Genomic DNA, 23,250 nt, shown 5'->3' on the forward strand with positions numbered 1-23,250 from the left:
CGTGGGGAATGCAGTCAAGACCGGACGCGACGAGTGGGTCGTCGTCGATGTCGAGACCTCGGGTCTGAAGGCATCCCGTGATCGGGTGCTCAGCGTCGCCGCTATGACGGTCGACGAGGACGGACGCGTCGGACGCGAACTGTCGACACTGGTCAACCCGGGCTGCGATCCCGGCCCGGTGCACATCCACAAACTGACGCCCGAACGGCTTGCCGGTGCACCGACGTTCGACATGATCGCCCCGCAGCTCATGGATCTGCTCGACGGTCGAACTTTGGTCGCGCACAACGCAAGTTTCGACCACGGCTTCCTGAAGCTCGAATCGATGCGTGCGGGCATCGAGATGCCGACGAAGCAACGGTTGTGCACCGTGGCACTGTCGAGGCGACTGCAACTCGACACTCCTAACCACAAGCTAGCCACCCTGGCTGCGCACTGGAAAGTGCTGCAGTCCAATGCGCACGACGCATACGACGATGCCCGCGTGCTGGCGCAGGTGTTCACTCACAGTGCTCGATTGGCCAGGTCGCTCGAACTTCCCCTTCCCGTCGTCACGTGCACCGAGCGCCTGACGCTGTATCCGGACACCGTGCCTCGAACGCATTGCAGGTGGGAGAACCCCGGTCCTCTTGCTGGGGACGGCGGTCTGATTCAGGGCATGCGGGTCGTGATCAGCGGCGACACGCGCATTCCGCGGCTGCGTCTGGCCGCTCAGGTCACCGAAGCTGGCTTGGACGTGATGAACTCCGTCAGCCGATTCACCAGTGTGGTGGTGTGCTCGGATCCCACGACCGAAAGCAGAAAGGTCGAGCGAGCTCGGGCCCATGGACTTCGGATAATCTCAGAGTCCGAACTGCTCGACCTACTACGGGATGTGCAACCAGGAACGCCCAAAGGTACTCGGCCGCAGGTCCAGCCGAAGCCAAACGTGCAGCAGCCCGATCCAGTCGGCAAGCCCTGGCAGACAAGAAGGGTCTTGGTCATGGGTGGTTCGCATGCCGATTCTGTGCTGATGCGTTCCCGCCTGATCCAACTCGGTGCGACACCGGCTGTGAATCTCAGCGCTGGCGTGACCGACATCCTGATCCTGGACGGCGGCGATGGAGACCCCCGGATGCCGAAAGTGAAAGAACGGGATCTCACGTTGCTGACACCGGCGACGATAGACCGTGAGCTGAAGATCGAGGTGCCTGCTCCGCTTCCGGCGCGGCGGTCCCGAATCGCCCCGCTGGTGCCACGTGGTGGTGTTGTCGATCTGGATCCAAGCCTCACCATGCTGACTTTGAACAGTTCGTGGCGGGCCGACGAGTCCGATCAGGTCGGTGTCGACGTCGTCGCATTCCTGGTCAACGACGACGAGTTGGTCTCCAGTGACGAGGATTTCGTGTTCTACAACGCTCCGGCCACCTCGGACGGTGCGGTCTCGATGTCGATCGACGGTGACAGTGAGCAGGGCGTCCGGATCGATCTGGCACTCGTTCCCGAGGAATGCGCGCGCATAGTCATCGCCGCAGTCATAGACGGCGACAAGACGTTCGGCGACGTCGGTGCAGTCTCGGTATCGCTCGATGGAGTCGATTCGACGGTCGCCACAGCGGTGCTCGATGCGGCCACAACGGAACAATCGATGCTGTTGGCCGAGATCTACCGCCGAGGGAGTGGATGGCGCTTCCGACCCATCGGCCAGGGCTACGACGACGGATTGGCTGAACTGGCCGTCAGATACGGCGTGGAAGTCGACGAGTAGCCAAGAACAGGATCCTGTCACTGGTGACTCGACTGCTGTGAGCATGAAGGCATCCAGAATTTTCCGGACTTGCCTACCCACAGTCGGTGACGTGTCCGCACCACAGACCGGCGCGTCGATCACGAGGCTCTCATCCTGCCACCCGTGACGCGCGACGACTGACGAACAGAAGTACCACCGCACCGACGGCGAGAACCGCTCCGATGGCAGGCAGGACCGAGACGCTGCTGCCACCGGACAACGCTATCGATCCGATCCAAGCACCCGCCGCGTTCGCGAGTTGGAACCCGGCGATGTTGACGGTGGCCGCGAGGTGGGGTGCCTCACTGGCCGCGCCGATCAATTTCGAGGCCAGTGGCGGGATGATCGAGAAGCCCGCCGCACCGAGAACGAACATCCACGCGAAGGCGAACCACGCTGTGCCACCGAAGAGGAACAGGACGACGAGCGCGCCCGCGAGTGCCATCAACGCTGTGTAGAGCGTCGTGTCCAGCGCCTTGTCCGCGAAGTAGCCGCCGAGCTGGTTGCCGACGACAGAGCCGACGCCGAAGACGAACAGCACGATGGTGACGGTGGACGCGGAAATTCCGGCGTGATCGGTGAGGTACGGCGAGATGTAGGTGAACACCACGAACAGGGCGGCCTGGCTCAGCGCGGTGAGGCCGATGGCCCACAACACCGGACCTCGGGTGAACACACTCAGTTCCGAAGTGACACTGCCGGTCTGATGTGACGGTGCTGCGCGTCGGGTCGAGGCGATCAGAGCGGCGGTGACGAACAGTTGGAAGAGCGCGACGATGGCGAACGACCAGCGCCAGCCGAGCTGCGAGCCGATCAGCGTCCCCAGCGGAACGCCGAGGACGGTCGCAAGGTTGAGGCCGAGCGTCACGCGCGCGATCACTCGGCCCTGAAAATCCGGCTCCACCAACGACGTTGCCAACACCAGGCACAGCGCGAAGAACGTGGCGTGGGGGAGCGCAGTGATGACGCGGAATATCACCAGGGTCGCAAAATTTGGGGCCAATGCGGTTCCGATGTTGCCGACGATGAACAAGGCCATCATTGCGGCGATGAGCGGTGTTCGCGGAACCCGGGTGGTGGCGATGGTGAGCAGCGGACCGCCGATGACGACCGTGACGGCATAGATCGTGATCAGCAGGCCCGCAGTCGAATTCCCGACGCCGACATCGGAGGAAATGTCCGGAAGGACTCCGGCGACGAGGTATTCGACGGTTCCCACCCCGAACACTGCGAGCAGCATCCAGACGATGGCGACGTTCGCGTTGACCGCGGGCGATGCATTGCGTGTCTCGGTGACCATTGTCTACCCCTTCGTTCTATGGAGAACCGAACCTTCCGTCGAAGGCTAGGCGATTCGTTTAATGATCGCTACAGGAGTACGATGAATCACAGTTTCGAGAACGGATCGAGATGTGGAGGGCTGATGGCCGGAGTGCGAGGACAGGGGCGCAAGTTCGATGTCGACTCGGCGTTGGATCAGGCGATGTTCGCCTTCTGGGAACACGGCTACGAGGGCACCTCGGTCTCGATGCTCACCAGTGCGATGGGCATCAATCCGCCCAGTCTCTACAGTGCATTCGGCGGCAAGGAAGGGCTGTTCTTCGCCACGATCGAGCGCTATCTCGCTACTCGAGGCGACTTCATGGAGCGTGCGTTCGCCGAGGAGCCCGACGCGGCCAAGTTGATCTCGAGGCTGCTGTACGACGCGGCCTTGCACTACACAGACGAGTCCTGTCCGGGCGGCTGTCTGATCATCAGCTCGGCCGTCGGTGTCACCGACGCCAATCGAAGCATCGCAGATCGATTGCGCGACATGCGCAATGCCAACGTGTCCCTGCTGGCGGATCGTATTTCCGAGAACGTCGCCGCCGGCATCCTGCCTCCGTCATGGGAGCCGGTCGACGTCGCGGAATTCATCGGCGTGATCATTCAGGGCATGTCCCAGCGCGCCCGGGACGGCGCAACGCGGCGTCAACTCGAACGAGTCGCGGACATGACCACGGCTTCATTGGGCTCGGTGCACTCGATCGCCCGCTCATAGCCGGTAACGCGACTCGGTTCTCGTGCGACTTCACAGGGGAAGGGATCGAGTCGGTGGCCTGACGACGGCCGGCGACGACTGTGCCACCTACGAAAGGCCCTCCGATGACCCACTCCAGCCGACGCATCGCTGTTCTGACCGGACTCCTGGCGCTACCGCTCGCAGCCGGAGCCACGATAGGAGTCGGGACAGCCAGTGCCGACGAATGGCACTACGGCCCCGTCTATCGCGCGGAGCAATCCGGCGAAGGCGCACAGTACTTCTGCAACAAGGCGTTGTCGCTCGAGCAGGCGTCGCAGTCGTACATCCTGGTGCCCTGCACCAACGTTGCGGACACCGATGTCTGGTATCGAATCGTGGTGAACCCCTACAACTGGGGCTGGAGCGGATAGCGGAACCGTCAGGCCACGACCGTTGCGAACTGTTCGAGGAAGTAGTCGACGTCCGCCGCCTCGATGGTCAACGGCGGTCTGATCTTCAACGTGTTTCCGTACAGGCCGGTGGCCGAGATCAGCACCCCGCGTTTCTTCATGGCGTTGACCACACGCAGTGCCTCGGATGGATCCGGTTGACCTGCGGGGCCGATGAATTCGACTCCGACGAACAAACCTGCACCCCGGACGTCCCCGATGGAATCGACGCGATCAGCGACCGTGCGCAGGCCTGCCAGCAGGCGCTCACCCATGGCGGCCGAGTTGGCCACCAAAGCCTCGTCACGGATGACGTCGAGCACCGCTTGCGCCGCAGCGACGGTCACCGGATTGCCACCGAAGGTGTTGAAATAGCGCAGGTCTCGTCCGAACTGCTCGGCCAGTGAACTCTGCATGACCAGTCCGGCAATGGGCATGCCGTTGCCCATCGGTTTGCCCATCGTCACGATGTCGGGCAGCAACCCGTGCCGCTCGAAGCCCCACATCGATGCGCCCAGCCGGCCGAATCCCGGCTGCACCTCGTCGGCGATCAACACTCCACCCGCGGCGTGAACGACATCTGCCGCGGGCTTCAGGAACGGTGTCGGCTCCGGCAAGATCCCATCGGAGGCGAAGATCGAGTCGATCATCAGAGCCGCGATACCGATCCCGCGCGCGGCCAGGTCGTCGATCTGCGTCTGCACCTGTTCGGCGAACCACGTTGCCAGATCGCCCTCGACCCGGTACGCATCCGGTGCCGGAACCGTCCGCAACCACGGAGCGTCGCGAACGGACGCCGGACCCATCGACGGCGAACATGCCGCCACATCCACAGTCCCGCCGTGATAAGCGCTTTCGGTGACGATGATGCCCTGGCGGCCGGTCGCGTGCCGCGCGATCCGGAGAGCCAGGTCGTTGGCCTCGGACCCGGTGCAGGTGAACATCGCGGTGTCCAACCTGTCGGGGAAGGTGCCGACCAGGTCCTCGGCGTATCCGATCACCGCATCGTGCAAGTATCGCGTGTGCGTGTTGATCAACGACATCTGCCGAGTGACGGCCTCGACCACCCTGGGATGGCAATGCCCCACGCTGGCAACGTTGTTGTACATGTCCAGGTACCGCGTGCCATCGGCGTCGTAGACGTACACACCCTCGCCTCGTACCAACTCGAGCGGGGTCTCGTACATCAGGTGATAGGCGGGCCCGAGTACCCGCGTTCGACGCTCGACCAGATCGAGCGTGCGGGTGCTGAGCCCCACGGCCGAGGATGCATCGAAACCGTTGACGCTCAGGGCTCCGACGCGATCGAGTGTGGTCACCTCACAACCCCTGCAGCCAGAACGCCCAACGCGGATCCGCCATCTTCATCCGTGCGCGGGCGAGCTTCCAGGTTCCGTACTTGTGGTAGTCGAAATCCCATGCGGTGCTGAGCTTGTGGTTCATGCAGCCCCACAGCCCCCATTTGACGTCGGCGAGTGCGCTGCATACCTGCACCCGGGAGATCATCGACCACTCGGCTTTGCCGTAGAACTCCTCGATCAATTCCATCGTCTGCTGCTCGCCGTAGAACATCTCGGTGATCATCACGGCCAGCTCGTACGCGCGGTCGTTGTTCGACGCGAACTCGTAGTCCACCAACTTCATCGGCAGGCCGTCGCCGATCAGGATGTTGCCCGGCATCGGGTCGTTGTGACACGCAACCAGATCCAGACCGGACGCCAGCATCGCATTCTTCGCCTGGCCGTATTCCGCGAGGATCACCTCGGCGTCGCGCGGCAACCGCACGCCGAGTTCGGCAACCTGATCGAGGTGTTCGTCGATCATGTCGAAAACAGTCTTCGTGATGCTGAGCTTGCTTCCCGAGTGCAGCACGCGATACAGATCGATCATGCCGAGGGGAATCTCGGGTCGCTTGAGGTCACCGTTGGTGCACGCACGATAGCCTTCGAGGAACTCGATCACCTCCACGCCGGTCACCGGATCGAACAGCACCACCTCGGGTCCGATGTCCAAAGCGCCTGCGCGACGGGCAGCTTCGTTGGCCAGCGACCGGTCGATGAACGAATCCGTTCCGGCACCGGGGAGTTTCATGAAGTAGCGCTTGGGCTTCCCTTCGACGGTGATGCGCCAATTGCTGTTCATCAACCCTCCGGGTACCGGGGCATAGGTGATGTTCAGTCCCTCCCACTCCGCAACGGCGGCGAGGGCTTTCTCCACCTGCCGTTCGGGTTCGGTGTGGGCGGATCCCAGTGCGATCTCGTTCATGGCCACCTCAGATATTCCGTACTCGGTCGTCGAAATGCGGGTCGCGCAGTCCAGCGCGCGCCCTCAGGAACTGCCAGTCGGAGAACTTCGAATACTCGTGGGTACCCGGCCTCATCGCGTCGGCATACGAGCCGATGAGGGCCCACCGCACGCAGTCGGCGATGCCGTAGATGCGGGCTCGATCGAACAGCGCACTGTCGAACGACCCCCACATCATCTCGAACACCTCACGTGCGTCGGTGTCGAACGGGCGGATCTCTGCGAGCAACGCACCGATGTCCTGCAGCGGATCCATCAGCGCCGCAACGTCCCAGTCGACGAGCCGCATTCCGCCGTCCTCGAGCATCAGGACGTTGGAGACATTGCCGTCGCCGTGGCAGGGAACCGCGTCGACGCCGGCACTGTCGATCCGCGCTTCGGCGGGCCCGAGAGTGCGCAGCATCCAGTCGAAGTCGGCCGGCAATGCGCCGCCGACCCGCTCGACCAAGCCCCGCACACGCGCCAGATCCTCGAACACCGATGCACGTCTGGTGACTCCGCTGAGCCGGTGAACGGAACCCCGCAGCGCCACGAGCTTCTCGACGTTCGCATCCTCGTCGAACAGATCGAGCGTTGCAGTCGAACACCGTCCGGTGAAGTCCTCCATCACCAAGACGCCGGACGCTGCGTCGGAGAAGAAGACAGTGGGGCCGATGCCCGCGTCACCGGCCGCGGTCGCAGCCGAGAACGTTGCTGCGATATCGATGTAGTCGCGGGCATGCGGTTCCATCACCTTCACGTACGCGGCCGAGCCCGCACCGGAGTCCGCAATCTCGGCCCGCGCCGAATAACGCTCGGAGTCAGCGCCCCACCAGCTGGGGCTCGCCATGGTGGTTCCGGGTTCCAGCGTCAATTCGCCCGAGGCCCAGATACCCAACTCGCTCAATGTCTGTCGCACGGTCATCCCAGTGCTCCGATCGTGTCAGCGGCCACAGTCGTCGGCCAGTTCATCTCGATCTCACGTGCACCCTCGAGCCACTTCGTCAGCCGTAGCACCGCCTGATCTGCGAACCGCGGTCCGACCACCTGGATCCCGACGGGCATGTGTGCGCTGAAGCCGAAGCAGAGTGCGGAGGCAGGCTGTGCGGTCTGGTTGAACCACGCGGTGAAACTGCAGTGGCCCAACGGTTGCGCCGGGTCGAGCCCGACCTCTTCGGCTCCGAAGCCCACTCTGGGAATGACCGGGGAGATGACGAAGTCGAACTCGGCCGTCTGCGCCCGAATCATCTCCTGCGATCGCATGACCGCATCGGTGTCGCGCGAGAACTGAGCCGCCGAATACTCTGCCGCCGCCGAGGCCCAGTCGGCGACCGCGGGCAGTACCTGCGATCGACGATCCTCGGGAATGGCCTCCCACTCCGTGCGCGCGCGAACCTGGAACAGGCGATCCAACGCCGGGTACGGATCTGCGCCGAAGATCGGCGGCATCTCGGTGACCACGGCACCCGCTGCCCTGAGTTGCGTTGCTGCAGAACGCACCACGGCCTGTACGTCGTCGGAAACGGTGGGACCGTAGCCCATGTCGAGCATGACGCCGATGCGAAGTCCGGCAGGAGACAGGCTTGCGCGTATGTCGGTGGTGTCCTCGTAGGGCAGGCTCCACGTGTCTCGCGGATCGGGCCTGGAGATGACGCGGTAGAGATCGATGAGATCGTCGACGGTGCGGGCCATCGGACCGGCCGATCGCATGGTCGACGGAGCGGTGTGCGGTATGCGGCCCTGCGTCGGCTTCAACGCAACGAGCCCGCAGTGTCCCGCAGGCAACCGCACCGACCCGGCGATATCGGAACCGACAGAGCCGAAACCGATGCCCGACGCCAACGACGCCCCCGCGCCGGCACTGGACCCGCCGGTGTTACGGGACAGGTCCCAGGGATTGCGGGTGATTCCGTACAGCGAGCTGACGCCCGCTGCCATCATCCCCATGTCGGGCATGGTCGTCTTCCCGACGATGACTGCACCGGCTTCCTTCAGCCGGGCAGCCGGTGGTGCGTCGACGGTCGACATCGGCAGGTCTGCATTCGCGGCGACGCCGTGTCGCCACGGCATCCCGATCGCATGGACGCTGTCCTTGATGGTCACCGGAATGCCATCCATGTCGCCTCGCGCACGGCCGGAATCGAGGCGGTCGGTGGCGGCCTGAGCTGCCGCACGGGCACCGGATTCGTCCACGTACGCAATCGCATTGATCACGGGGTCGATGGCCTCGAGATGCTCCAGCGTGGCATCGAGCAACTGCACGGGAGTGAGCTCACCGGTGCCGAATGCCGCACGTATCTCGTCGACGGTTTTTGTCAACAGGGGATTCATCGCGTGCCTTTCATGCTGATACCGCGGTTGCCACCGGTATCACTGGAACCACGGGAGTGCCGACGAGCCAGCCGCCGTCCACGGCCACGATCTCTCCGCAGATGTGGTCCGAGAGCGACGAGGCCAGGAACAACACGGTGTCGGCAATGTGCTGCGGATCTGCCCATTTGCCGTTGGGGGTCTGCGCCTCCAGAGCACCGCGGATGGACGCGTCGTAGATCGCGGTCATGTCGGTCTCGACGAAGCCGGGCGCAACGCCGTTGACGTTGATTCCCATCGGTGCGTAGTCGATGCCGACCTGCCGAGTGAAGTTGACCATCGCTCCCTTTGCTGCGCAGTACCCGGCAAATCCTGGATTGGCCCGCAGTCCGCTGATCGACGCGACGTTGACGACCTTGCCGCCCCGCCCGGCGTCGACCATGTGCCGTACCGCCGCTCGGGTGCAGAAGAACGTTCCGTCCACGTTCACTGCGAAAAGTGACCGCCACGCATCGTCGGTCGTGTCGAGGACCGTTCCGGCACTGAGCACTCCGGCGTTGTTGACGAGGATGTCGATGCCTGATCGGCCCGCGACGTCTGCGAAGACCGCGTCGACCTGCCGGGAATCGGAGATGTCCAGCAGGACGGACTCGGCGGTGCCTCCCGCAGCGCAGATCAGATTCGATGTCGATGCGCCGTCTGTGCGGAGTGCGTCGCTGCGGTCGGCGATCACCACGTGCGCGCCAGCCGCCGCCAAAGTAGTCGCGACTGCTCGTCCGATGCCGCGGGACCCGCCGGTGACCAGTGCAGTCTTGCCGCTCAAATCGATCATCTGGCTCTGCTTTCTATGCTCGAGTGCGGCTGGTGCCGGCGAGTTCGGAAGATCGGCCGACTCCTATATCGCCGCGCACCATGCGCGCGACCGTCTCGGCCAGCATCTTCACGCCGTCTAGCAGGTCGCTGTCGTGGGTCAGTTCTCTCTCGCTGTGCGAGATGCCGTCGACACTGGGGACGAACAGCATCACCGTCGGAACGATGTCCTTGAGATTCACCGAGTCGTGGCCGGCCATGGTGAGCATCCGTCGACACGACAATCCGAGGGACCCAGCGGCTTCCTCGGCGAGTTCGACGCCCTCGGTCTGGTAACTCGTGGACGGCCGCAGCGCCGAGGTGTCGATGCTGACCCGCACCTCCCCGTCGGTGTTGACGGAATCGATTGCTGCAAGCAGCTTGTCGTGGGCCTGGTCGAGGACCTCGGGATCGGACGACCGGATGTCGATGGCCATTGTGACCTTCGACGGCACGACGATGGGGGAGTTGGGTTCGACATCGAACTCGCCGACCGAGGCCAGCAGCGCCTCCTGGGGGAACTGCGTGGTGAGATCGCGGGCAGCGAGCACGATGCGCGATGCGCCGACCAACGCGTCGTGACGCAGAGCCATATGAGTTGCGCCGGTGTGCGACTGCTCGCCGTGCACGGTGATCGAGTACTTCCGTGCGGCCCAGTTGGCGGTGACGATGCCGATCGTAGTGCCGGTGTTCTCGAGGATGGGACCTTGTTCGATGTGGATCTCGGCGTACGAGGCGGCCTCGGGCGCGTCGTCGTTGCCGTGAAATCCGATATCGGACAGGGCATCCCGCACGCTGACGCCACTGCGGTCGGTGACCTTCAGGATGTCGTCGGCATCGAACTTGCCGATGAAGACCCCGCTTCCCATCAGGCTGGGCGAGAAACGGGAACCTTCCTCGTTGAACCAGTTCACCACCGCAAGATTGAATTGCGGAGTCACCGAACCACGTTCGATACATTCGGCTACCTCGTGAGCGGCGTGTGCCGCGGCGAGGACACCGTAGGCCCCGTCGTACTTTCCGGCCGTCGGCTGACTGTCGAGATGCGATCCGACGAGGACGTACGGTGCACCGGGAACGAATTCGACGGTGCCGTACATGTTTCCCACCGCGTCGACGGTGGTGGTGAAGCCGTGCCGGCCGAACCAGTCGGCGAGGAACCGCCTGGTTCGACCGTCGTCAGCGGTTGCTGCCTCTCGGTGCACACCACCGGCGGCGGTGGCGCCGAACTGCGACATCGCGGCGAAGTCGTCGAGGAAAGGCACTAGATCTTCTCCGGGGCGGGGTTGGCGGCCAGTTCTTCGATCTGGTTCTCGAAGGACAGGTCGACCGGTGCGGTGCGAGTAGGACGCTTGCCGACCTCGAACATCTCGTCGACGCGGGCCTTCTCCTCGGCCGTGGTTCCGGTGGCCTTGGAGACGATGAGGAAGACGGCCAGGTTGACGGCCATACCCACGACGCCACCGGTGAGGCTGCCGAGTCCGGCGATGTCGTCCGGGTAGATCGCGGTGAGGACGAGTGCGACGGTGAATCCGGAGATCATGCCTGCGACTGCGCCCTTACCGTTACCGCCTCGCCAGAACACACCGAGGAACAGCGGGATGGCAAGCTGCACAACGCCTTGATACGAGATCTGTGCGAGCAGTTGCAGGCGGGTCATGTTGAACGTGGCGTAGGCGACGATTGCTGCCGCTGCCATGAACGCGAGCATGCTCGTCTTGGCCACCTTGGTCAGCTGACTGTCGGTGAGCTTGCGCTTGTCGGAGTTGACGATGTCGTTGGCGATCTGCAGTCCGCAGACCTGCACGCTGCCGTCGATGTGGCCCATGGATGCGGCGAACACCATGGTGGCCGCGAGGCCGAGAAGCCACGTTCCGCCGTAGCTCTCGGCGATGGTGAACCAGCCGGTCTGGGGTGAATCGGCTACGGCGGGCATGACCGTGGCTGCGATGCCGACGAGCATGAGCAGGGAGTAGAAGACTCCGGAGATCAGGACGGTGCGGATGGTGCCGGACTTGACGGCCCGGACACTCGATGCGGTGTAGATCCGTTGGAAGCTCGTCGGCCAGCACAGCGATCCGACGACTCCGGTGAAGATGAGGGCGAAGAGGTAGAACGGGCCGTACGAGTCGCCGTCTCCGGGAACACGGAGGTACTCGTCGGCGACATCGCCGAGTGTGGCGAAGCTGATCGGGCCGCCGGCGACACCGGAGAGCAGAATCAGGCACAGTGCCGCAGAGAAGACGTAGGCGACCAGACCTTGGAACATGTCGGTCATGATCAGGCCGCGCATGCCCATCTTGACGGTCCAGTACTGGCGGATGACGATGACGGCCAGGCCGACGAACAGGCAGGTGGTGACGGACCATGCTCCGGCACTGGCGATCTGGAACACCTCACCGAGTGCCTGCATGCCGAGCACGACCCACGGGAAGAGCGAGACGATGCCGATGACGCTGGCGACGATCTTGGTGCCGCGCGAGTTGAAGCGCAGGCCGAGCAGATCGGGCTGCGATCGCAGGTTGTACTTCGCTCCCCAGCGCCAGGCGCGGGTGGCCATGAAGTACATCATGGCGACACCGAGGCTGGAGTACGCGAGGCCGTACAGTCCGAATACGCCTGCGCCGCTGGCAAGTCCGAAGAATGCGATGAACACCGAGCCCGGCCACCACGAGTTGACGTAGCTCATCGCGACGTACCAGGGGCCGTAGCTGCGGCCACCGACCGAGTACTCGTCGAAGGTGGGGGAGGTCTTCTGTTGGGTGGTGTACAGGATGAAGATGACGACGGCGTAGAAGACGCCGAGCATTCCCAGCATGATCAACATGTCATTCTCCAGTCAGCGGTGCGGTAGCGGGGAGGAGATCCTCGTCGAGTTCGCCGCGGATGTCCTCGACGATGTAGAGACCCCAGAGAGTCAGCCCGAGAACGACTCCGTCGATCAGCCAGTACATGATGGCGAACGGAATGCCGAGGATCTCGTAGCGAATGCCACTGCCCCACATGTACAGCGGCGGGAACAGTGCGAAGAGCAGGGCGAGAGCGTAGATGCTGCCGAAGAACGTCATGATGTTCTTTCGGCTCAGGCCGCGAATGTACTCTTTCATGTGCGTCATCCTTGGTTGACTATTTTGAGAACCGAGTCGTGCAATGCGCCGTTGGTCGCAATGCCGTTGCCGCTGTTGTAGTCTCGCGCTCCATCGAGCGAGGTGAAGGTGCCGCCGGCTTCTTCGATGATCACCGGCATGGGGGCGAGGTCGTAGATCTGCGTGGTGTAATCGACCACTGCGTCGGCCTGGCCGCTCGCGACCATCATGTAGCCGTATGCATCGCCCCAGGTGCGCAACACTGCGCCCGCGGCATGCAGGTCGACGATGGTGTCCGAGTGCCAGTCTTCGAGCCAGGTTGCCATCACGTAGGCCCCGTCGAGATCGGTCCTGTCCGAAACATGGACCCGTTCACCGTTTTTCCAGCATCCCTTGCCGCGTTCGGCATGCATCAGGATGTCGGCGCTGGGTAGATTGATGACGCCGAAGACGACATCGTCGTCTTCCTCGAGCGCAATCAGGTTGGCATACAGCGGAACTCCGTGCACGAACGACTTGGTGCCGTCGATCGGGTCGACGATCCAGCGGTAGTCGGACGTGCCGCTGCTTTCGCCGAATTCCTCCCCGAGGAAGCCGTCGGAGGGGAAGTGCTCGGCCACGGCGGCCCGAATGTGGGTTTCGATGTCTCGATCCGCTTGCGTAACAGGGGAACCGTCCTGCTTCTGCTCGACGGTGAGGGCTGAGGTGTCGAACCAGCGACGAGCGATCTCGCCCGCCGAGCGGGCGAGCTCCACGCCGAGAGCGGCGCGTGCCGACCTGGAATCCTCCACGGTGTTGCACCCTTCGGTAGATGTTGCGTTCTCGGGTAGATGCAACGATGGGCGTAGACCATTTCTGGTTTTCTCGTCGATACGTGAACGTCGTGTAACGCGTGACCTGGTTGCGGGTCATAGGACACCCGCCGTGTTAATCGTGCGTTAATGCCCAGGTCGAGGGGTGTTGCGCGAGCCTCATTGAAGATTGAATGGGCTTCTGCAGTCGTGACGAAGGAAATCGAGGTGTTTCGGTGCTGTTGATGGAGCAGACACACGCGGCGCTTCTTCGGTTGGTGGCCGAGCTCGAATCGCGGTCCGTTGCCCGGTTGCCTCCCGAACGCGAACTGGCCGAGCGACTCGGCACGTCGCGGACGACGCTGCGCAAAGCGCTGGATCTCCTCGAACGCGACGATGTCATCCGACGGACGAAGGGGAGAGCCGGCGGTGCGTTCCTGACCTCGGTGACACCGGGTTCGTCGTCGCCGGAAAGCGCGCAGTCCCTCTGTCAGAGCCGGCGACTGCTGCGAAGCCTCAACACCGTCAAGGGCGTCCCGCAGATGCTGCACGAACAGGGATTTCGAGACGGCACCAAGGTCATCTCGGCGCGCATCGCCGAGCCGAGCCGAGAGGCGGCGCAGGTGCTGGGTGACGGACCGGTGGTATCGCTGCTGCGGCTGCGCTTCGCCGACGGCGACACGCTGTCGCTGGAGCAGATGTACCTCAGCGACAGCATCTGCGGCCGAGTTCTGGAGACCCCGTTGGACTCGGTGTACGAGGCTCTGCGTACCCGGCTCGGCGTATCGGTCTGTATGGCAGACGAATCCATCGAATTGGCGACGATCAGTGCGCCCGCGGGCTCGCTGCTCCGGCAACCCGAGGGAACGCCCATCCTGAAGCTCGAACGCATCGGATACGACCAGTCCGAACGGCCCGTCGAGTATTCGGTGGACCTGTTCCGAGCCGACCGAACGCGATTGAGTGTGCGCACCTCGTCGCTGGTGAGTGCGTCGGTCACCGAGGCGTCGACGTAAAGAGCAGGCCCGGAGACCGTGGTCCCCGGGCCTGGACACGGATGGCTACTCGGTGCAGCAGTGCCCAGTGGATTTCGGCGTCTCGGGTGCCAGATCCAGCATCGGATTGCCGTCGAAGAACCCCGTGGGCTTGAGGTGCAGGCTCACATGGCTGACCGGCATGACCGGCCAATCCTCGGGGCGCACCACATGGTGTGCGGCGATCGTGGGCCAGATGACCAGGTCGGCGTTCTCGAGGGAACGGTCACCGCTCGTGTACTTCACCAGCCCGTCGGGTCCCGGATTCTGGGCCACGTACTCACCGGCCGCATAGCGCTCCCGTTCTGCGTACGGCGTCGCCCACAGGTGCTTGGTGGCGAACCCGCCTCGGCGAGCCTGCTGCGAACCCGGCTGTGCCAGAGGCAAAGCGACCGCACCGGACGGCTCGATCTTGTACCCGATGTGCCCACCGAGCTTGTTCTTCTTGTCCGCGTTGGCAATCAACCAGGAACGAGCCCGGAGTGGATCGGCGACGCGCTGCGCCTCCGACTCGGTGACGAGGTGGCGCTTGGTCTGACGCCACGCGTTCCCGTGCGGGTTCTCGGGGCCTGTGGGCACTGCCTCGGCTTCGAGTTCGTACAAGTTGTTGCGTTCGCCGTCGACCTTCATGTCCAAACGAACACTGAAGAAGTGCTGGTGATGAGGCCCGTAGAGACCGGGTGCCACGAGGGTCCCGAACTCGGGGACCTGGCCCGGCTCGATGGCACCGGTGGAGATGATGCCGGTCAGTTTGATCTCGAACTCGATGGACCCGTCGAGATACAGATGCCAATAGAAGCCGTAGTCGTAGTTGCCCACGGTGGCGAAAAACGAGACCACGAGACGACGGTTGCGTCGGACCTGGCCCACGTTGTCGCGAAAGTCGGTGTGCTTCCAACCGATGCTGTAGTCCTCCTCGTGCATGCAGATCGCATTCGGAAGTTCGATCGGCTGACCGTCCTGATCGTTGACGTACGCGCCGAAGTAGTGAATCTCCCCGAGGCAATCACAGCCCAGCTGAAGCGAATTGGCGAGAACACCCAAACCGTACTCGCCCTCGTCGAACACGTTCTTGTTCCACTGACTGTCACCGGGATCGCCGTACGGCACGTACATTTCCGACAGCGACGCCCGATGGATGATCGGCCGCAGAGTTCCGCGATCGACGTAACCGACGTCGTGCAGCACCAACCCCTCACGGGGTGTGAAGCCGACGCGCAAGCGCCAGTTGGCCCACTCGACGTAGTGGCCGTCCACCGTGAACGACGGACCGTCGGGTTGAGTGATGTCGATCTTCTTCATCGGTGCGCGTTGGTGGGAGAACTCCGGGACATTCCCGGGGCGTTCGTAGAATCCGGGTAGGTAGTTGCCGGGAGTCTGTGGGATGGGAACCACTCCGGTGTCTGCGACGTCGACCACCTCCATCGTGTCCATATCGACTGTGACGACCAGATTCTCGACGGGTCGCGCATATCCGTTCTCCTGCGCTTCGCTGCGTACGAACGTCAGGGGCCGGGCGAGGCGTCGACCACCGGGGTTGTCCCCATCCATGGTGTGGCCGCTGGCCCACTTGTCTACCATCGCCAGCGAGAAGTCGGTGACACCACGCTTGACCATCGCTTCCTGCCACCGTTGATCGGCCTTGATGACGTCCTCGCAGCGAAGGAACTCTTCCAATGTGATGGGTGGCTGGGCGTCGTCGATCTCGGTGTAACTGATCAGGGCGTCGTGGGTGAGCGAGACAACGGCCTCGAACGTGGCATGGGCGTCACGGTCACGCAGGACGATGAAGGCACGCCGGTCCGTATCCGATTGCTGCAGTTCAGTTTTCGTCGGTTCCTGTAGCTCGACGTAGACGAAGCGGGCAGCGGGGGTCAGGTTCTGCTCGCGACTCACGATGGCCGAGGCCCTCGAAATCTCCTGCGGGGTCAGCGGTTCGAGGGGGTGAACTACAACGGGCGCAAAGGTGTCGGTCATCGAGGCTCCTGCAGTCGGTGATGGAGAAGTTCCGGCGGAATGGCGCGCGTGCGAACGAAAACCACGACGGCGGCGAGCGTGAGTTCGACCGCCGCGAGAATCGAGGCCGCCGAGGCACCGCTGACAGCGTCGGTCACGACAGGCTGATGGTGTCCTGCCGGACCGGAGGCATGCGCAAGCAGCATGACGGCACTCGATGCCGCCATCACTACCCACGCGCGATTGTTCGTCGACCGCCACAGATCGGCGGCGCACACAACGCACACCACCGCCATAGCGGTCACCAACATGCCCGACGCGCCGCCGACGCCCATTCTCAGATGCAGAACGGCCGATATCACCGCGAGTGCCGATGCACAACGGTTGATCAACACAGTTCGCCACTTCCTGCCGTCGCTGTCCGTTACGACGCTAGGGGTAGACCATTACTGGTATTCGCAGGTCGCGTGAGGAACGTGTAACTCACCGAACGGATCAGACCAGCTCGATGACCTCCAAAGCACCGTCGGCATGCGAACTCCGCAGTCGCTTCTTGTCGTATTTGCCGACACTGGTTTTCGGGACCTCGTCGATGAAGGTCCACCGCTCCGGCAGTTGCCAATGCGCCACGCGGGTGTCGAGGAATTCTTTCAGTTCCTCGGCCGTCACCGACGCACCCTCGCGAACGACGACAGCCACCAAGGGGCGCTCGTCCCACTTCGGATCGGGCACACCGATCACCGCGGCCTCCCGCACGGCCGGATGTCCCATCACCTGATTCTCGAGTTCCACCGAGGAGATCCATTCGCCACCGGACTTGATGATGTCCTTGGAGCGATCGGTCAGTCGCAGGTAGCCGCCCTCGGAGATCGTTCCCACGTCACCGGTGCGCAGCCAGCCGTCGTCGAACTTGTCGTCGGCATCGGCGCGGTAGTAGCTGCCGGTGATCCACGGGCCACGCACTTCGAGTTCACCGACGGTCGCACCGTCCCACGGCAACACTGTCCCGGCGTCGTCGACGAGTCGCGCCCGGACTCCGGCGACGAATCGTCCTTGCGTGCAACGCAAATCGAACTCGTCCTCCGGGGACAGGCCGGCATCGGGCTTGCCGGACGTGCCGAGAGGCGAGGTCTCGGTCATGCCCCACGCCTGCGAGATGTGCACCCCGTACTTCTCGTGGAACGCCCGCATCAAACTCGGTGGACACGCGGCTCCGCCGACCACAACGTCACGCAGACTCGACAGATCGGCCGGGTGCTCGTCCAGGTGAGCGAGCAGGGCCTGCCAGATGGTCGGAACGGCCGCCGCGGCCGTCGGACGCCGTGTCGACATCATCTCCGCCAACGGAGCCGGCTGCAGAAACCTGTCGGGCATGATCAGCGACGCACCGACCATCAGCGCTGCATAGGGCAATCCCCACGACATCGCGTGGAACATCGGCACGATGGCCAAGACCTTGTCGGACTGCGCAATTGCCATCGCATCTGTCATGCAGGCCTGCATCGAATGCAGGTAGATGGAGCGATGTGAATACACGACCCCCTTGGGGTCGCCGGTGGTGCCAGAGGTGTAACACATTGCGGCAGCTGATCGTTCGTCGAGCTCGGGCCAGTCGAACTCCTCTGGCTTGCCTGCGAGCAGGTCCTCGTAACCCAGCACCTCGATACCGTTGGGTGCAGTGACCTGCGCCGGGTCGACGCCGACGACGACGAGATGCCGCACGGTCTCGAATGTCGGCAGCAGGGGTGTCAGCAGGGGGAGCAGACTCGCGTCGGCGATGATCACCTGGTCCTCGGCGTGATTGACGATGTAGGTGAGCTGCTCGGGGAAGAGTCGAATGTTCAGCGTGTGCAGCACCGCGCCCATCGCAGGAATCGCCATGTAGGCCTCCATGTGCGGGGCGTTGTTCCACATGAACGTTCCGACGCGCTGATCGTCGTCGATGCCGATCGACCGCAGACCGTGTGCCAGTTGCGCTGCCCGCCTGCCCAATTCCCCGAAGGTCACTGTGGTCGGACCGGTGTCCGACCAGGTGGTGATCTCGGCTGAGGAGTGAATGGACGTCCCGAATCGAACCAGCTGGCCGATGGACAGTGGGGTGTCCTGCATGGTGCTCTTCATCGATCTCGCTCCTGAAGTCTCGGCATGCACGTCGTTGTGCTGCGCGTCACACCATGCACGATACGGACTTACTCGGACGCGTGGTCTCGGGTACCTCGGATTCGGCCGTCGACCTCGCGAACCATGTCCTGATAGATCTGCGACGCGGGATCGACGACCGCGAAGTGGCCCCCTGGTCCTTCGACCGAGACGACCGAATCCGAGCCCGCCGACGCGGCGGTGTAGTACGCCCGACTGATCTCGAGCAGGTTGGGATCGTCCGATACCGCGCACACCACCAGCTGCGGAACGCCGAGCGGAAGCCTCGAGATCGGCGACGATGCCTCGTACGTCTCCTGCGCACCGGCGAATCGCGCACCGATCGCATTCGACACCGCACCCTCGCCGAGCCAGCGCTCATCGCCGACCCGCAGATCGAGCACGCCGGCCAGGCCGACCGCGAGGGCAGGAACGACCGGTGTTCCAACGGAATCGGCCGCGGCTCGCAGTGCGAGTTGACCGCCCGCCGAATGGCCGAACAGAACTACCCGGGACAGATCCAGATCGCCGGGTGCCGTCTCCAACGCTGCGATCGCGGACGCGACATCGCCGGTCATCACATCCCACCCGTGTTCGTCGGGGCGACGATATTCGACGTTCCACGTGGCGTAGCCCCGCGCGGTCAGATCGACGGCCATCGCGTCCATCAGGTCGAATTCCCACCGCGACCGCCAATATCCACCGTGGATCAGCACGGCAACGGGAAACGGACCGTCGCCCTCGGGTAACCGCTGCTCGACGCGTTGCTCGGGGTGATCCCCGTACGACAGGATCGTTCCGGGGTAAAAGCGGTGGAAGTACACGCTGTCGATCGCGAATCGCAGACCGTCGAGTCCGCGGCCGCGAATGTGAGTACGGATGCCCGGTGATCTGTCCGGTGTGCACTGGCCCAGATCGACCCGAACGACACCTCCGTACGACGCCGTGTCGATCGGGATCCCGTCACCGGGAACGACGATCGCCTCGTCGGAACCGGTTGCGGTGTCGACGATTCCGCCCGTCAATCCTCGGGCCGACAGCGCCCTGGCGACCAATTCCTGCGCCGTCGCGAGGTCGGCGAACACGCCGGGAGCGGCAACGATGTCGAGGTGCGTCGAGGGGTGCGTCATGGGTTCACGCTACCCAGAACGGCGTCGACCGAGCCCGAGACGGGGTGTCCGGGCTCGGTCGAAGGACGATGTCAGTTGTCGACGGCCTCGTTCAGTTCGCGCAGACGGGGGAGTGCACGGTTGGTGAGCAGGTCCTCGCGGGTCTCGGCGGAGACGGCCATGCTGTCCTTCCACAGTGAGCGGCCTGCCATCGCGCCGCGCGCGCCGTTGGCGACCGCGATGCGTACCTGCTCGATGAACGTCTCGTGGTCGACGCCCGCCGACAGCACTGCCCACGGAACACCCTGTGCCGCTTCGGTAACGGCGGCACATGCCTCGGCGGAACCGGGGTAGGGGAGCTTGAGCACCTTGGCGCCGCATTCGACCGAGATGCGGGTGGAGTCGGCGATGATCTTGCCGAAGCCGGCCTTGTAGTCCTCGTCCGACTCGCCCTCGAGCTTGTAGGTCAGGATTTCGACGATGAGCAGCAGTCCCTCGGCGGAGCATGCCTTCACGAGGTCGCGGATCTCCTCGGCGACACGGGAATCGACGCCCTGCTGTTCGGGGCGCATGTAGAACAGCATCTTGGCGACATCGCCGCCCAGATCGCGGACGACGCGCGGGGTGACGCCGTCGACGAAGCGGGTGTAGCGCAAGCCGTCGGTCTCCTCGAAGCCCGAGGCATCCATGCCGACCACCAACGCGGTGTTGCGCGAGAGCACGCCCTCGTCGACGATCTTCGGCAGTGCGACCTCCGGGTCCAGCAGGATTGCCGGCGCGTGATTGCCGAGGTAGCGAACCAGATCGGCCTTGGCGTCGGCGAGCTGCTCGACAGTGATCGAGCCGGGTCCGTCGGTGGCATCCGTCATGACTGCCTTCATGCCGTTGCGCTGATCTCCGGCGACGATGAGCATGTTGCCGTCGGCGGTGGAGATGGCAGCCATTCCGCGACGTTCGAGGGTGGTGAGTTCGTTCATTGTTTTCTCCTGGTGGTGGTGATTGGGACCGTGAGCAAGTGAGACAACGTTGTCTCACTGCAGAAATGTGGGCTCAGATTTCTATGAGCGTCAGTAGGCGCGCAGCGAACAGTGCTGCGCCGTAGGCGGTGTCCTGGGCGCGAGTCGAGACCGAGACTTCGGGGAGCACCTGCGACCGGGCATCCCGAACGCTGGCCATGCCCGCCCAGCCGCCCGTGAGCAGCGTGGTCCGAGCGGGGGCAACCTCGGCGTCGAGGGCAGCGATGAGGCGGGCGATCTCGTCGTTTCCGTGCAACAGGATCGAACGGAACAGCTCCGCCGCGTTCACCCCGTCCGTACGGACGGTGATGGACAGCATGCCGTCGTCGTTGCGGGCCCCGGCGATCTCTATCCCGCCGTCGGTGGACGGTCCGCCTGCAGGCAATGCGCACACTCGCTGATCGAGCAGGTCACGCCCGGCGCGGTCGGTGATGTCGCACAACTGCAACGCCCGTCGCATCAACAGTCCGGTCTTGACCCCGGCAACGAGTACGTGTTGGCCCGGAACCACATGCCGCACCGAATTGATCAGATGATCGGCCAGACGGCTTCGAGCCGCGGGAGTCAGGGGAGCATCGAGCACTCGCAGAAGAACCTCGGCGGTGCCCATCGACACGTGATACCGGTCGTTGGGGATTGCCCCACCCGATACGGCGGAGACGAGGTGGTCGTGACCGGCCACGGTCAACCGTGCCCCCACGATGGCGTCGGGAAGGGCGGGTCCGGTTGCGGCCCCCAGATCGGTACCGGCGTCGACGAGAGGCGGGAGGAACTCGGCCCCGACGCCCAAGTGCGTCAACATCTCCGTCCACGGCTCGCCGGTGTCCTGATCGAGCAGTCCCGTCCTGGAACTCAACGAGTAGTCGGCCACCGCACGACCGCCGAGGGACAGTACAACGAACTCGGGCAGATTGAACCATCGCAGTCCGGCCAGGTTCAGTCCGTTGTCGCGGAGGTGCGCGATTTTGACGACCGAGACCTGCACGCCGACGGGGAGCCCGGTCGTGCCGGCGAACCGGTCACGGAGATCCTGGGGCAGTGAGTCGACCTGCTGCTGCCCTCGAGGATCGAACCACGCGAATGCCGGGGCTCGGACAACGTTGTCTTCATCGAGAAGAAAGCCCGTCTCACCCATTCCGGACACGGCGATCGCATCGATGCGCGACGCGGGATCGCCGGTCACCTCCGGCAGTCGACGCGCGACGGCGTCGAGCAGATTCGCGATGGTCGCGAGCAGGTCCTCGGCCTCGAGGTCGGTGGTTCCGCCCGGGCCGTGATGCCACGGCGTCGGACTCTGCTCGATGAGCAGTTCGGTTCCGGCCTCGTCGATCACGAGCACCTTGATGCCGGTGCTACCGAGGTCGAGTCCCGCAACGAGTCTGGGATTCACGGGGATGTTCTCATTTCTGTGCAGGTAACGGGAGTGCATGTGAGAGTCGTTCGACCAGGGTGGTCGGCGCAATCTGTTGCTCGACTTCGAGATAGGGATCGTCGAAGCGCTGCACCAGGCGATCGAACGCGAGGGTGCCGATCCGGTATGGATCCTGGTCGATGCAGGTCACCGAGGGGCTGACAGCATCGGCGAGCGAGAAGTTGCCGAACGAGACCATGGCAACGTCGGTGCGATCGATCTCGTGCAGCACCGATACCACGGCCGTCGCATGCCGCGCGTTGGCGACGAAGAAGGCAGTCGGCGGATTGCGCAGAGCCAGAAGCTTCTTCACCACCGGCCGTACCGAGTCCGCGGCATGGGACACCGGGGGAGCGAGAGCGGCCTCGGGCTTCTGGCCGAGGTTCGCGAGAACATCGAAGTACGCCTCACGGCGCAACTGTGCGGTCTGCAGTCGATCGTCGAACCCGAGCAACGCAATTCGGGTGTGGCCGCCCTCGACCAGTTTCTCGACGGCCTGTTTGGCAGCACCGTAATCGTCGACGATGACCGAATCGAATCCCGCGATCGAGCGGTCGATGGTCACCGTGGGAAGTGTTCGGCGACGCGGCACGAGGAAATCGCTGTGGTCGCCGACCGGCGCCAGGATGATGCCGCGGACGTGTTGACCGGCCAGCAACGCCAGCTGATCACGTTCGCGCTGGGCGTCGAACCCGGTGCTGCCGACGATGACAGCCAGTCCGTGTTCGAGAGCGCGATCCTCGACGGCACTGACCAAGGATGCGAAGAACACGTCGTCGATGGAATCGACGATGATCCCGATGGTGTTGCCGGATCCCGATTTCAGCGAGCGTGCAGCGGAATTGGGGACGTAGTTGAGCGTCTGCACCGCGGCCTCGACGCGTTCGCGCAGCTCGGGCAAGACCGTGTCCACGCCGTTGACGACACGGGAGACGGTCTTGAAGCTGACGCCTGCCAATGCGGCTACGTCTTTGATGCTTGCGCGCTCGGTCACGTGAACTCTCGATCGGAGGAATTGTGTTCGCTGTAGCAAAGGTGCGAGACAAC

The 23,250-nt window shown here is 63.9% G+C and carries 21 protein-coding genes; 4 read left to right on the plus strand and 17 right to left on the minus strand.

Annotated features, from left to right (window positions below):
- Position 1: 1 nt before the first annotated feature.
- Positions 2-1,747, plus strand: coding sequence for a TerD family protein (locus CH271_RS22175; protein WP_094634848.1), 1,746 nt, complete (start codon positions 2-4; stop codon positions 1,745-1,747).
- A gap of 130 nt (positions 1,748-1,877) precedes the next feature.
- Here CH271_RS22175 and CH271_RS22180 read toward each other — a convergent pair whose 3' ends face one another.
- Positions 1,878-3,068 carry an MFS transporter gene (locus tag CH271_RS22180; protein ID WP_094634849.1) on the minus strand — a complete coding sequence of 397 codons (1,191 nt, stop codon included), beginning with the start codon at positions 3,066-3,068 and terminating at the stop codon, positions 1,878-1,880.
- 81 nt (positions 3,069-3,149) lie between these two features.
- Here CH271_RS22180 and CH271_RS22185 point away from each other — a divergent pair, with 81 nt between their 5' ends.
- Together CH271_RS22185 and CH271_RS22190 are read left to right on the plus strand one after the other, a co-directional pair.
- Positions 3,150-3,809, plus strand: a complete 660-nt coding sequence (locus tag CH271_RS22185; RefSeq protein ID WP_256986498.1) for a TetR/AcrR family transcriptional regulator — start codon at positions 3,150-3,152, stop codon at positions 3,807-3,809.
- 104 nt (positions 3,810-3,913) lie between these two features.
- Entirely contained in the window at positions 3,914-4,201 is a 288-nt protein-coding gene (locus tag CH271_RS22190) for a hypothetical protein (protein WP_094634851.1), read from the plus strand.
- Between the two features lie 8 nt (positions 4,202-4,209).
- Here CH271_RS22190 and CH271_RS22195 read toward each other — a convergent pair whose 3' ends face one another.
- From CH271_RS22195 to CH271_RS22235, 9 genes are read right to left on the minus strand one after another with little or no spacing between them, the layout of a single operon-like run.
- Positions 4,210-5,538 (minus strand): aspartate aminotransferase family protein, encoded by a 1,329-nt coding sequence (locus tag CH271_RS22195; RefSeq protein WP_256986499.1) that lies wholly within the window; start codon positions 5,536-5,538, stop codon positions 4,210-4,212.
- A gap of 1 nt (position 5,539) precedes the next feature.
- Complete coding sequence (locus CH271_RS22200; RefSeq protein WP_094634929.1) at positions 5,540-6,484, minus strand: choline kinase family protein; 945 nt, start codon at positions 6,482-6,484, stop codon at positions 5,540-5,542.
- Positions 6,485-6,491: 7 nt separating this feature from the next.
- Positions 6,492-7,427, minus strand: a complete 936-nt coding sequence (locus CH271_RS22205; protein WP_094634852.1) for a phosphotransferase family protein — start codon at positions 7,425-7,427, stop codon at positions 6,492-6,494.
- Complete coding sequence (locus CH271_RS22210) at positions 7,424-8,833, minus strand: amidase (RefSeq protein WP_094634853.1); 1,410 nt, start codon at positions 8,831-8,833, stop codon at positions 7,424-7,426. The genes CH271_RS22205 and CH271_RS22210 overlap by 4 nt, the downstream gene beginning before the upstream one ends.
- 10 nt (positions 8,834-8,843) lie before the next feature.
- The gene (locus tag CH271_RS22215) at positions 8,844-9,644 is read right to left on the minus strand and encodes an SDR family NAD(P)-dependent oxidoreductase (RefSeq protein WP_094634854.1); all 801 of its coding nucleotides are present in this window, start codon (positions 9,642-9,644) and stop codon (positions 8,844-8,846) included.
- A 13-nt stretch (positions 9,645-9,657) separates the two neighbouring features.
- Positions 9,658-10,926 (minus strand): M20 family metallo-hydrolase, encoded by a 1,269-nt coding sequence (locus tag CH271_RS22220; RefSeq protein WP_256986500.1) that lies wholly within the window; start codon positions 10,924-10,926, stop codon positions 9,658-9,660.
- Entirely contained in the window at positions 10,926-12,488 is a 1,563-nt protein-coding gene (locus tag CH271_RS22225) for a sodium:solute symporter family protein (RefSeq protein WP_094634855.1), read from the minus strand. Before CH271_RS22225 ends, CH271_RS22220 begins: the two co-directional genes overlap by 1 nt.
- Before the next feature lies 1 nt (position 12,489).
- Positions 12,490-12,768 carry a hypothetical protein gene (locus CH271_RS22230; RefSeq protein ID WP_094619741.1) on the minus strand — a complete coding sequence of 93 codons (279 nt, stop codon included), beginning with the start codon at positions 12,766-12,768 and terminating at the stop codon, positions 12,490-12,492.
- A gap of 5 nt (positions 12,769-12,773) precedes the next feature.
- Positions 12,774-13,538 (minus strand): inositol monophosphatase family protein, encoded by a 765-nt coding sequence (locus CH271_RS22235; RefSeq protein ID WP_179274723.1) that lies wholly within the window; start codon positions 13,536-13,538, stop codon positions 12,774-12,776.
- 245 nt (positions 13,539-13,783) lie between these two features.
- On the opposite strand from CH271_RS22235, the gene CH271_RS22240 reads away from it, so the two are divergent.
- Positions 13,784-14,554 carry a GntR family transcriptional regulator gene (locus tag CH271_RS22240; RefSeq protein WP_179274722.1) on the plus strand — a complete coding sequence of 257 codons (771 nt, stop codon included), beginning with the start codon at positions 13,784-13,786 and terminating at the stop codon, positions 14,552-14,554.
- Positions 14,555-14,599: 45 nt separating this feature from the next.
- Here CH271_RS22240 and CH271_RS22245 read toward each other — a convergent pair whose 3' ends face one another.
- From CH271_RS22245 to CH271_RS22275, 7 genes are all read right to left on the minus strand, one after another.
- Positions 14,600-16,549: a primary-amine oxidase gene (locus tag CH271_RS22245; protein WP_094634858.1), complete on the minus strand. Its 1,950-nt coding sequence runs from the start codon at positions 16,547-16,549 to the stop codon at positions 14,600-14,602.
- A complete protein-coding gene (locus CH271_RS22250; RefSeq protein WP_094613416.1) occupies positions 16,546-16,923 on the minus strand; it encodes a hypothetical protein in 378 nt (125 codons plus the stop codon). Before CH271_RS22250 ends, CH271_RS22245 begins: the two co-directional genes overlap by 4 nt.
- A 100-nt stretch (positions 16,924-17,023) precedes the next feature.
- Positions 17,024-18,649, minus strand: a complete 1,626-nt coding sequence (locus tag CH271_RS22255) for a long-chain fatty acid--CoA ligase (RefSeq protein ID WP_094634859.1) — start codon at positions 18,647-18,649, stop codon at positions 17,024-17,026.
- A gap of 68 nt (positions 18,650-18,717) precedes the next feature.
- Positions 18,718-19,797: an alpha/beta hydrolase gene (locus CH271_RS22260; RefSeq protein ID WP_094634860.1), complete on the minus strand. Its 1,080-nt coding sequence runs from the start codon at positions 19,795-19,797 to the stop codon at positions 18,718-18,720.
- Between the two features lie 71 nt (positions 19,798-19,868).
- On the minus strand, positions 19,869-20,753 hold the full coding sequence (locus CH271_RS22265; protein ID WP_094634861.1) for a tagatose-bisphosphate aldolase: 885 nt from the start codon (positions 20,751-20,753) through the stop codon (positions 19,869-19,871).
- Positions 20,754-20,826: 73 nt separating this feature from the next.
- On the minus strand, positions 20,827-22,182 hold the full coding sequence (locus CH271_RS22270; protein WP_218828516.1) for an FGGY-family carbohydrate kinase: 1,356 nt from the start codon (positions 22,180-22,182) through the stop codon (positions 20,827-20,829).
- Positions 22,183-22,192: 10 nt separating this feature from the next.
- Positions 22,193-23,197, minus strand: coding sequence for a LacI family DNA-binding transcriptional regulator (locus CH271_RS22275; protein ID WP_179274721.1), 1,005 nt, complete (start codon positions 23,195-23,197; stop codon positions 22,193-22,195).
- Positions 23,198-23,250 lie beyond the last annotated feature (53 nt).

Source organism: Rhodococcus sp. 05-340-2, from assembly GCF_002258915.1.
Taxonomy (GTDB): domain Bacteria; phylum Actinomycetota; class Actinomycetes; order Mycobacteriales; family Mycobacteriaceae; genus Rhodococcoides.

Coding starts and splice junctions, on each gene's coding strand:
- CH271_RS22180 (WP_094634849.1), bottom strand. CDS start 3,068: ATGGTCACCGAGACACGCAATGCATCGCCCGCGGTCAACGCGAACGTC.
- CH271_RS22185 (WP_256986498.1), top strand. CDS start 3,150: ATGAATCACAGTTTCGAGAACGGATCGAGATGTGGAGGGCTGATGGCC.
- CH271_RS22190 (WP_094634851.1), top strand. CDS start 3,914: ATGACCCACTCCAGCCGACGCATCGCTGTTCTGACCGGACTCCTGGCG.
- CH271_RS22200 (WP_094634929.1), bottom strand. CDS start 6,484: ATGAACGAGATCGCACTGGGATCCGCCCACACCGAACCCGAACGGCAG.
- CH271_RS22205 (WP_094634852.1), bottom strand. CDS start 7,427: ATGACCGTGCGACAGACATTGAGCGAGTTGGGTATCTGGGCCTCGGGC.
- CH271_RS22210 (WP_094634853.1), bottom strand. CDS start 8,833: ATGAATCCCCTGTTGACAAAAACCGTCGACGAGATACGTGCGGCATTC.
- CH271_RS22215 (WP_094634854.1), bottom strand. CDS start 9,644: ATGATCGATTTGAGCGGCAAGACTGCACTGGTCACCGGCGGGTCCCGC.
- CH271_RS22225 (WP_094634855.1), bottom strand. CDS start 12,488: ATGTTGATCATGCTGGGAATGCTCGGCGTCTTCTACGCCGTCGTCATC.
- CH271_RS22230 (WP_094619741.1), bottom strand. CDS start 12,768: ATGAAAGAGTACATTCGCGGCCTGAGCCGAAAGAACATCATGACGTTC.
- CH271_RS22240 (WP_179274722.1), top strand. CDS start 13,784: ATGGAGCAGACACACGCGGCGCTTCTTCGGTTGGTGGCCGAGCTCGAA.
- CH271_RS22245 (WP_094634858.1), bottom strand. CDS start 16,549: ATGACCGACACCTTTGCGCCCGTTGTAGTTCACCCCCTCGAACCGCTG.
- CH271_RS22255 (WP_094634859.1), bottom strand. CDS start 18,649: ATGAAGAGCACCATGCAGGACACCCCACTGTCCATCGGCCAGCTGGTT.
- CH271_RS22260 (WP_094634860.1), bottom strand. CDS start 19,797: ATGACGCACCCCTCGACGCACCTCGACATCGTTGCCGCTCCCGGCGTG.
- CH271_RS22265 (WP_094634861.1), bottom strand. CDS start 20,753: ATGAACGAACTCACCACCCTCGAACGTCGCGGAATGGCTGCCATCTCC.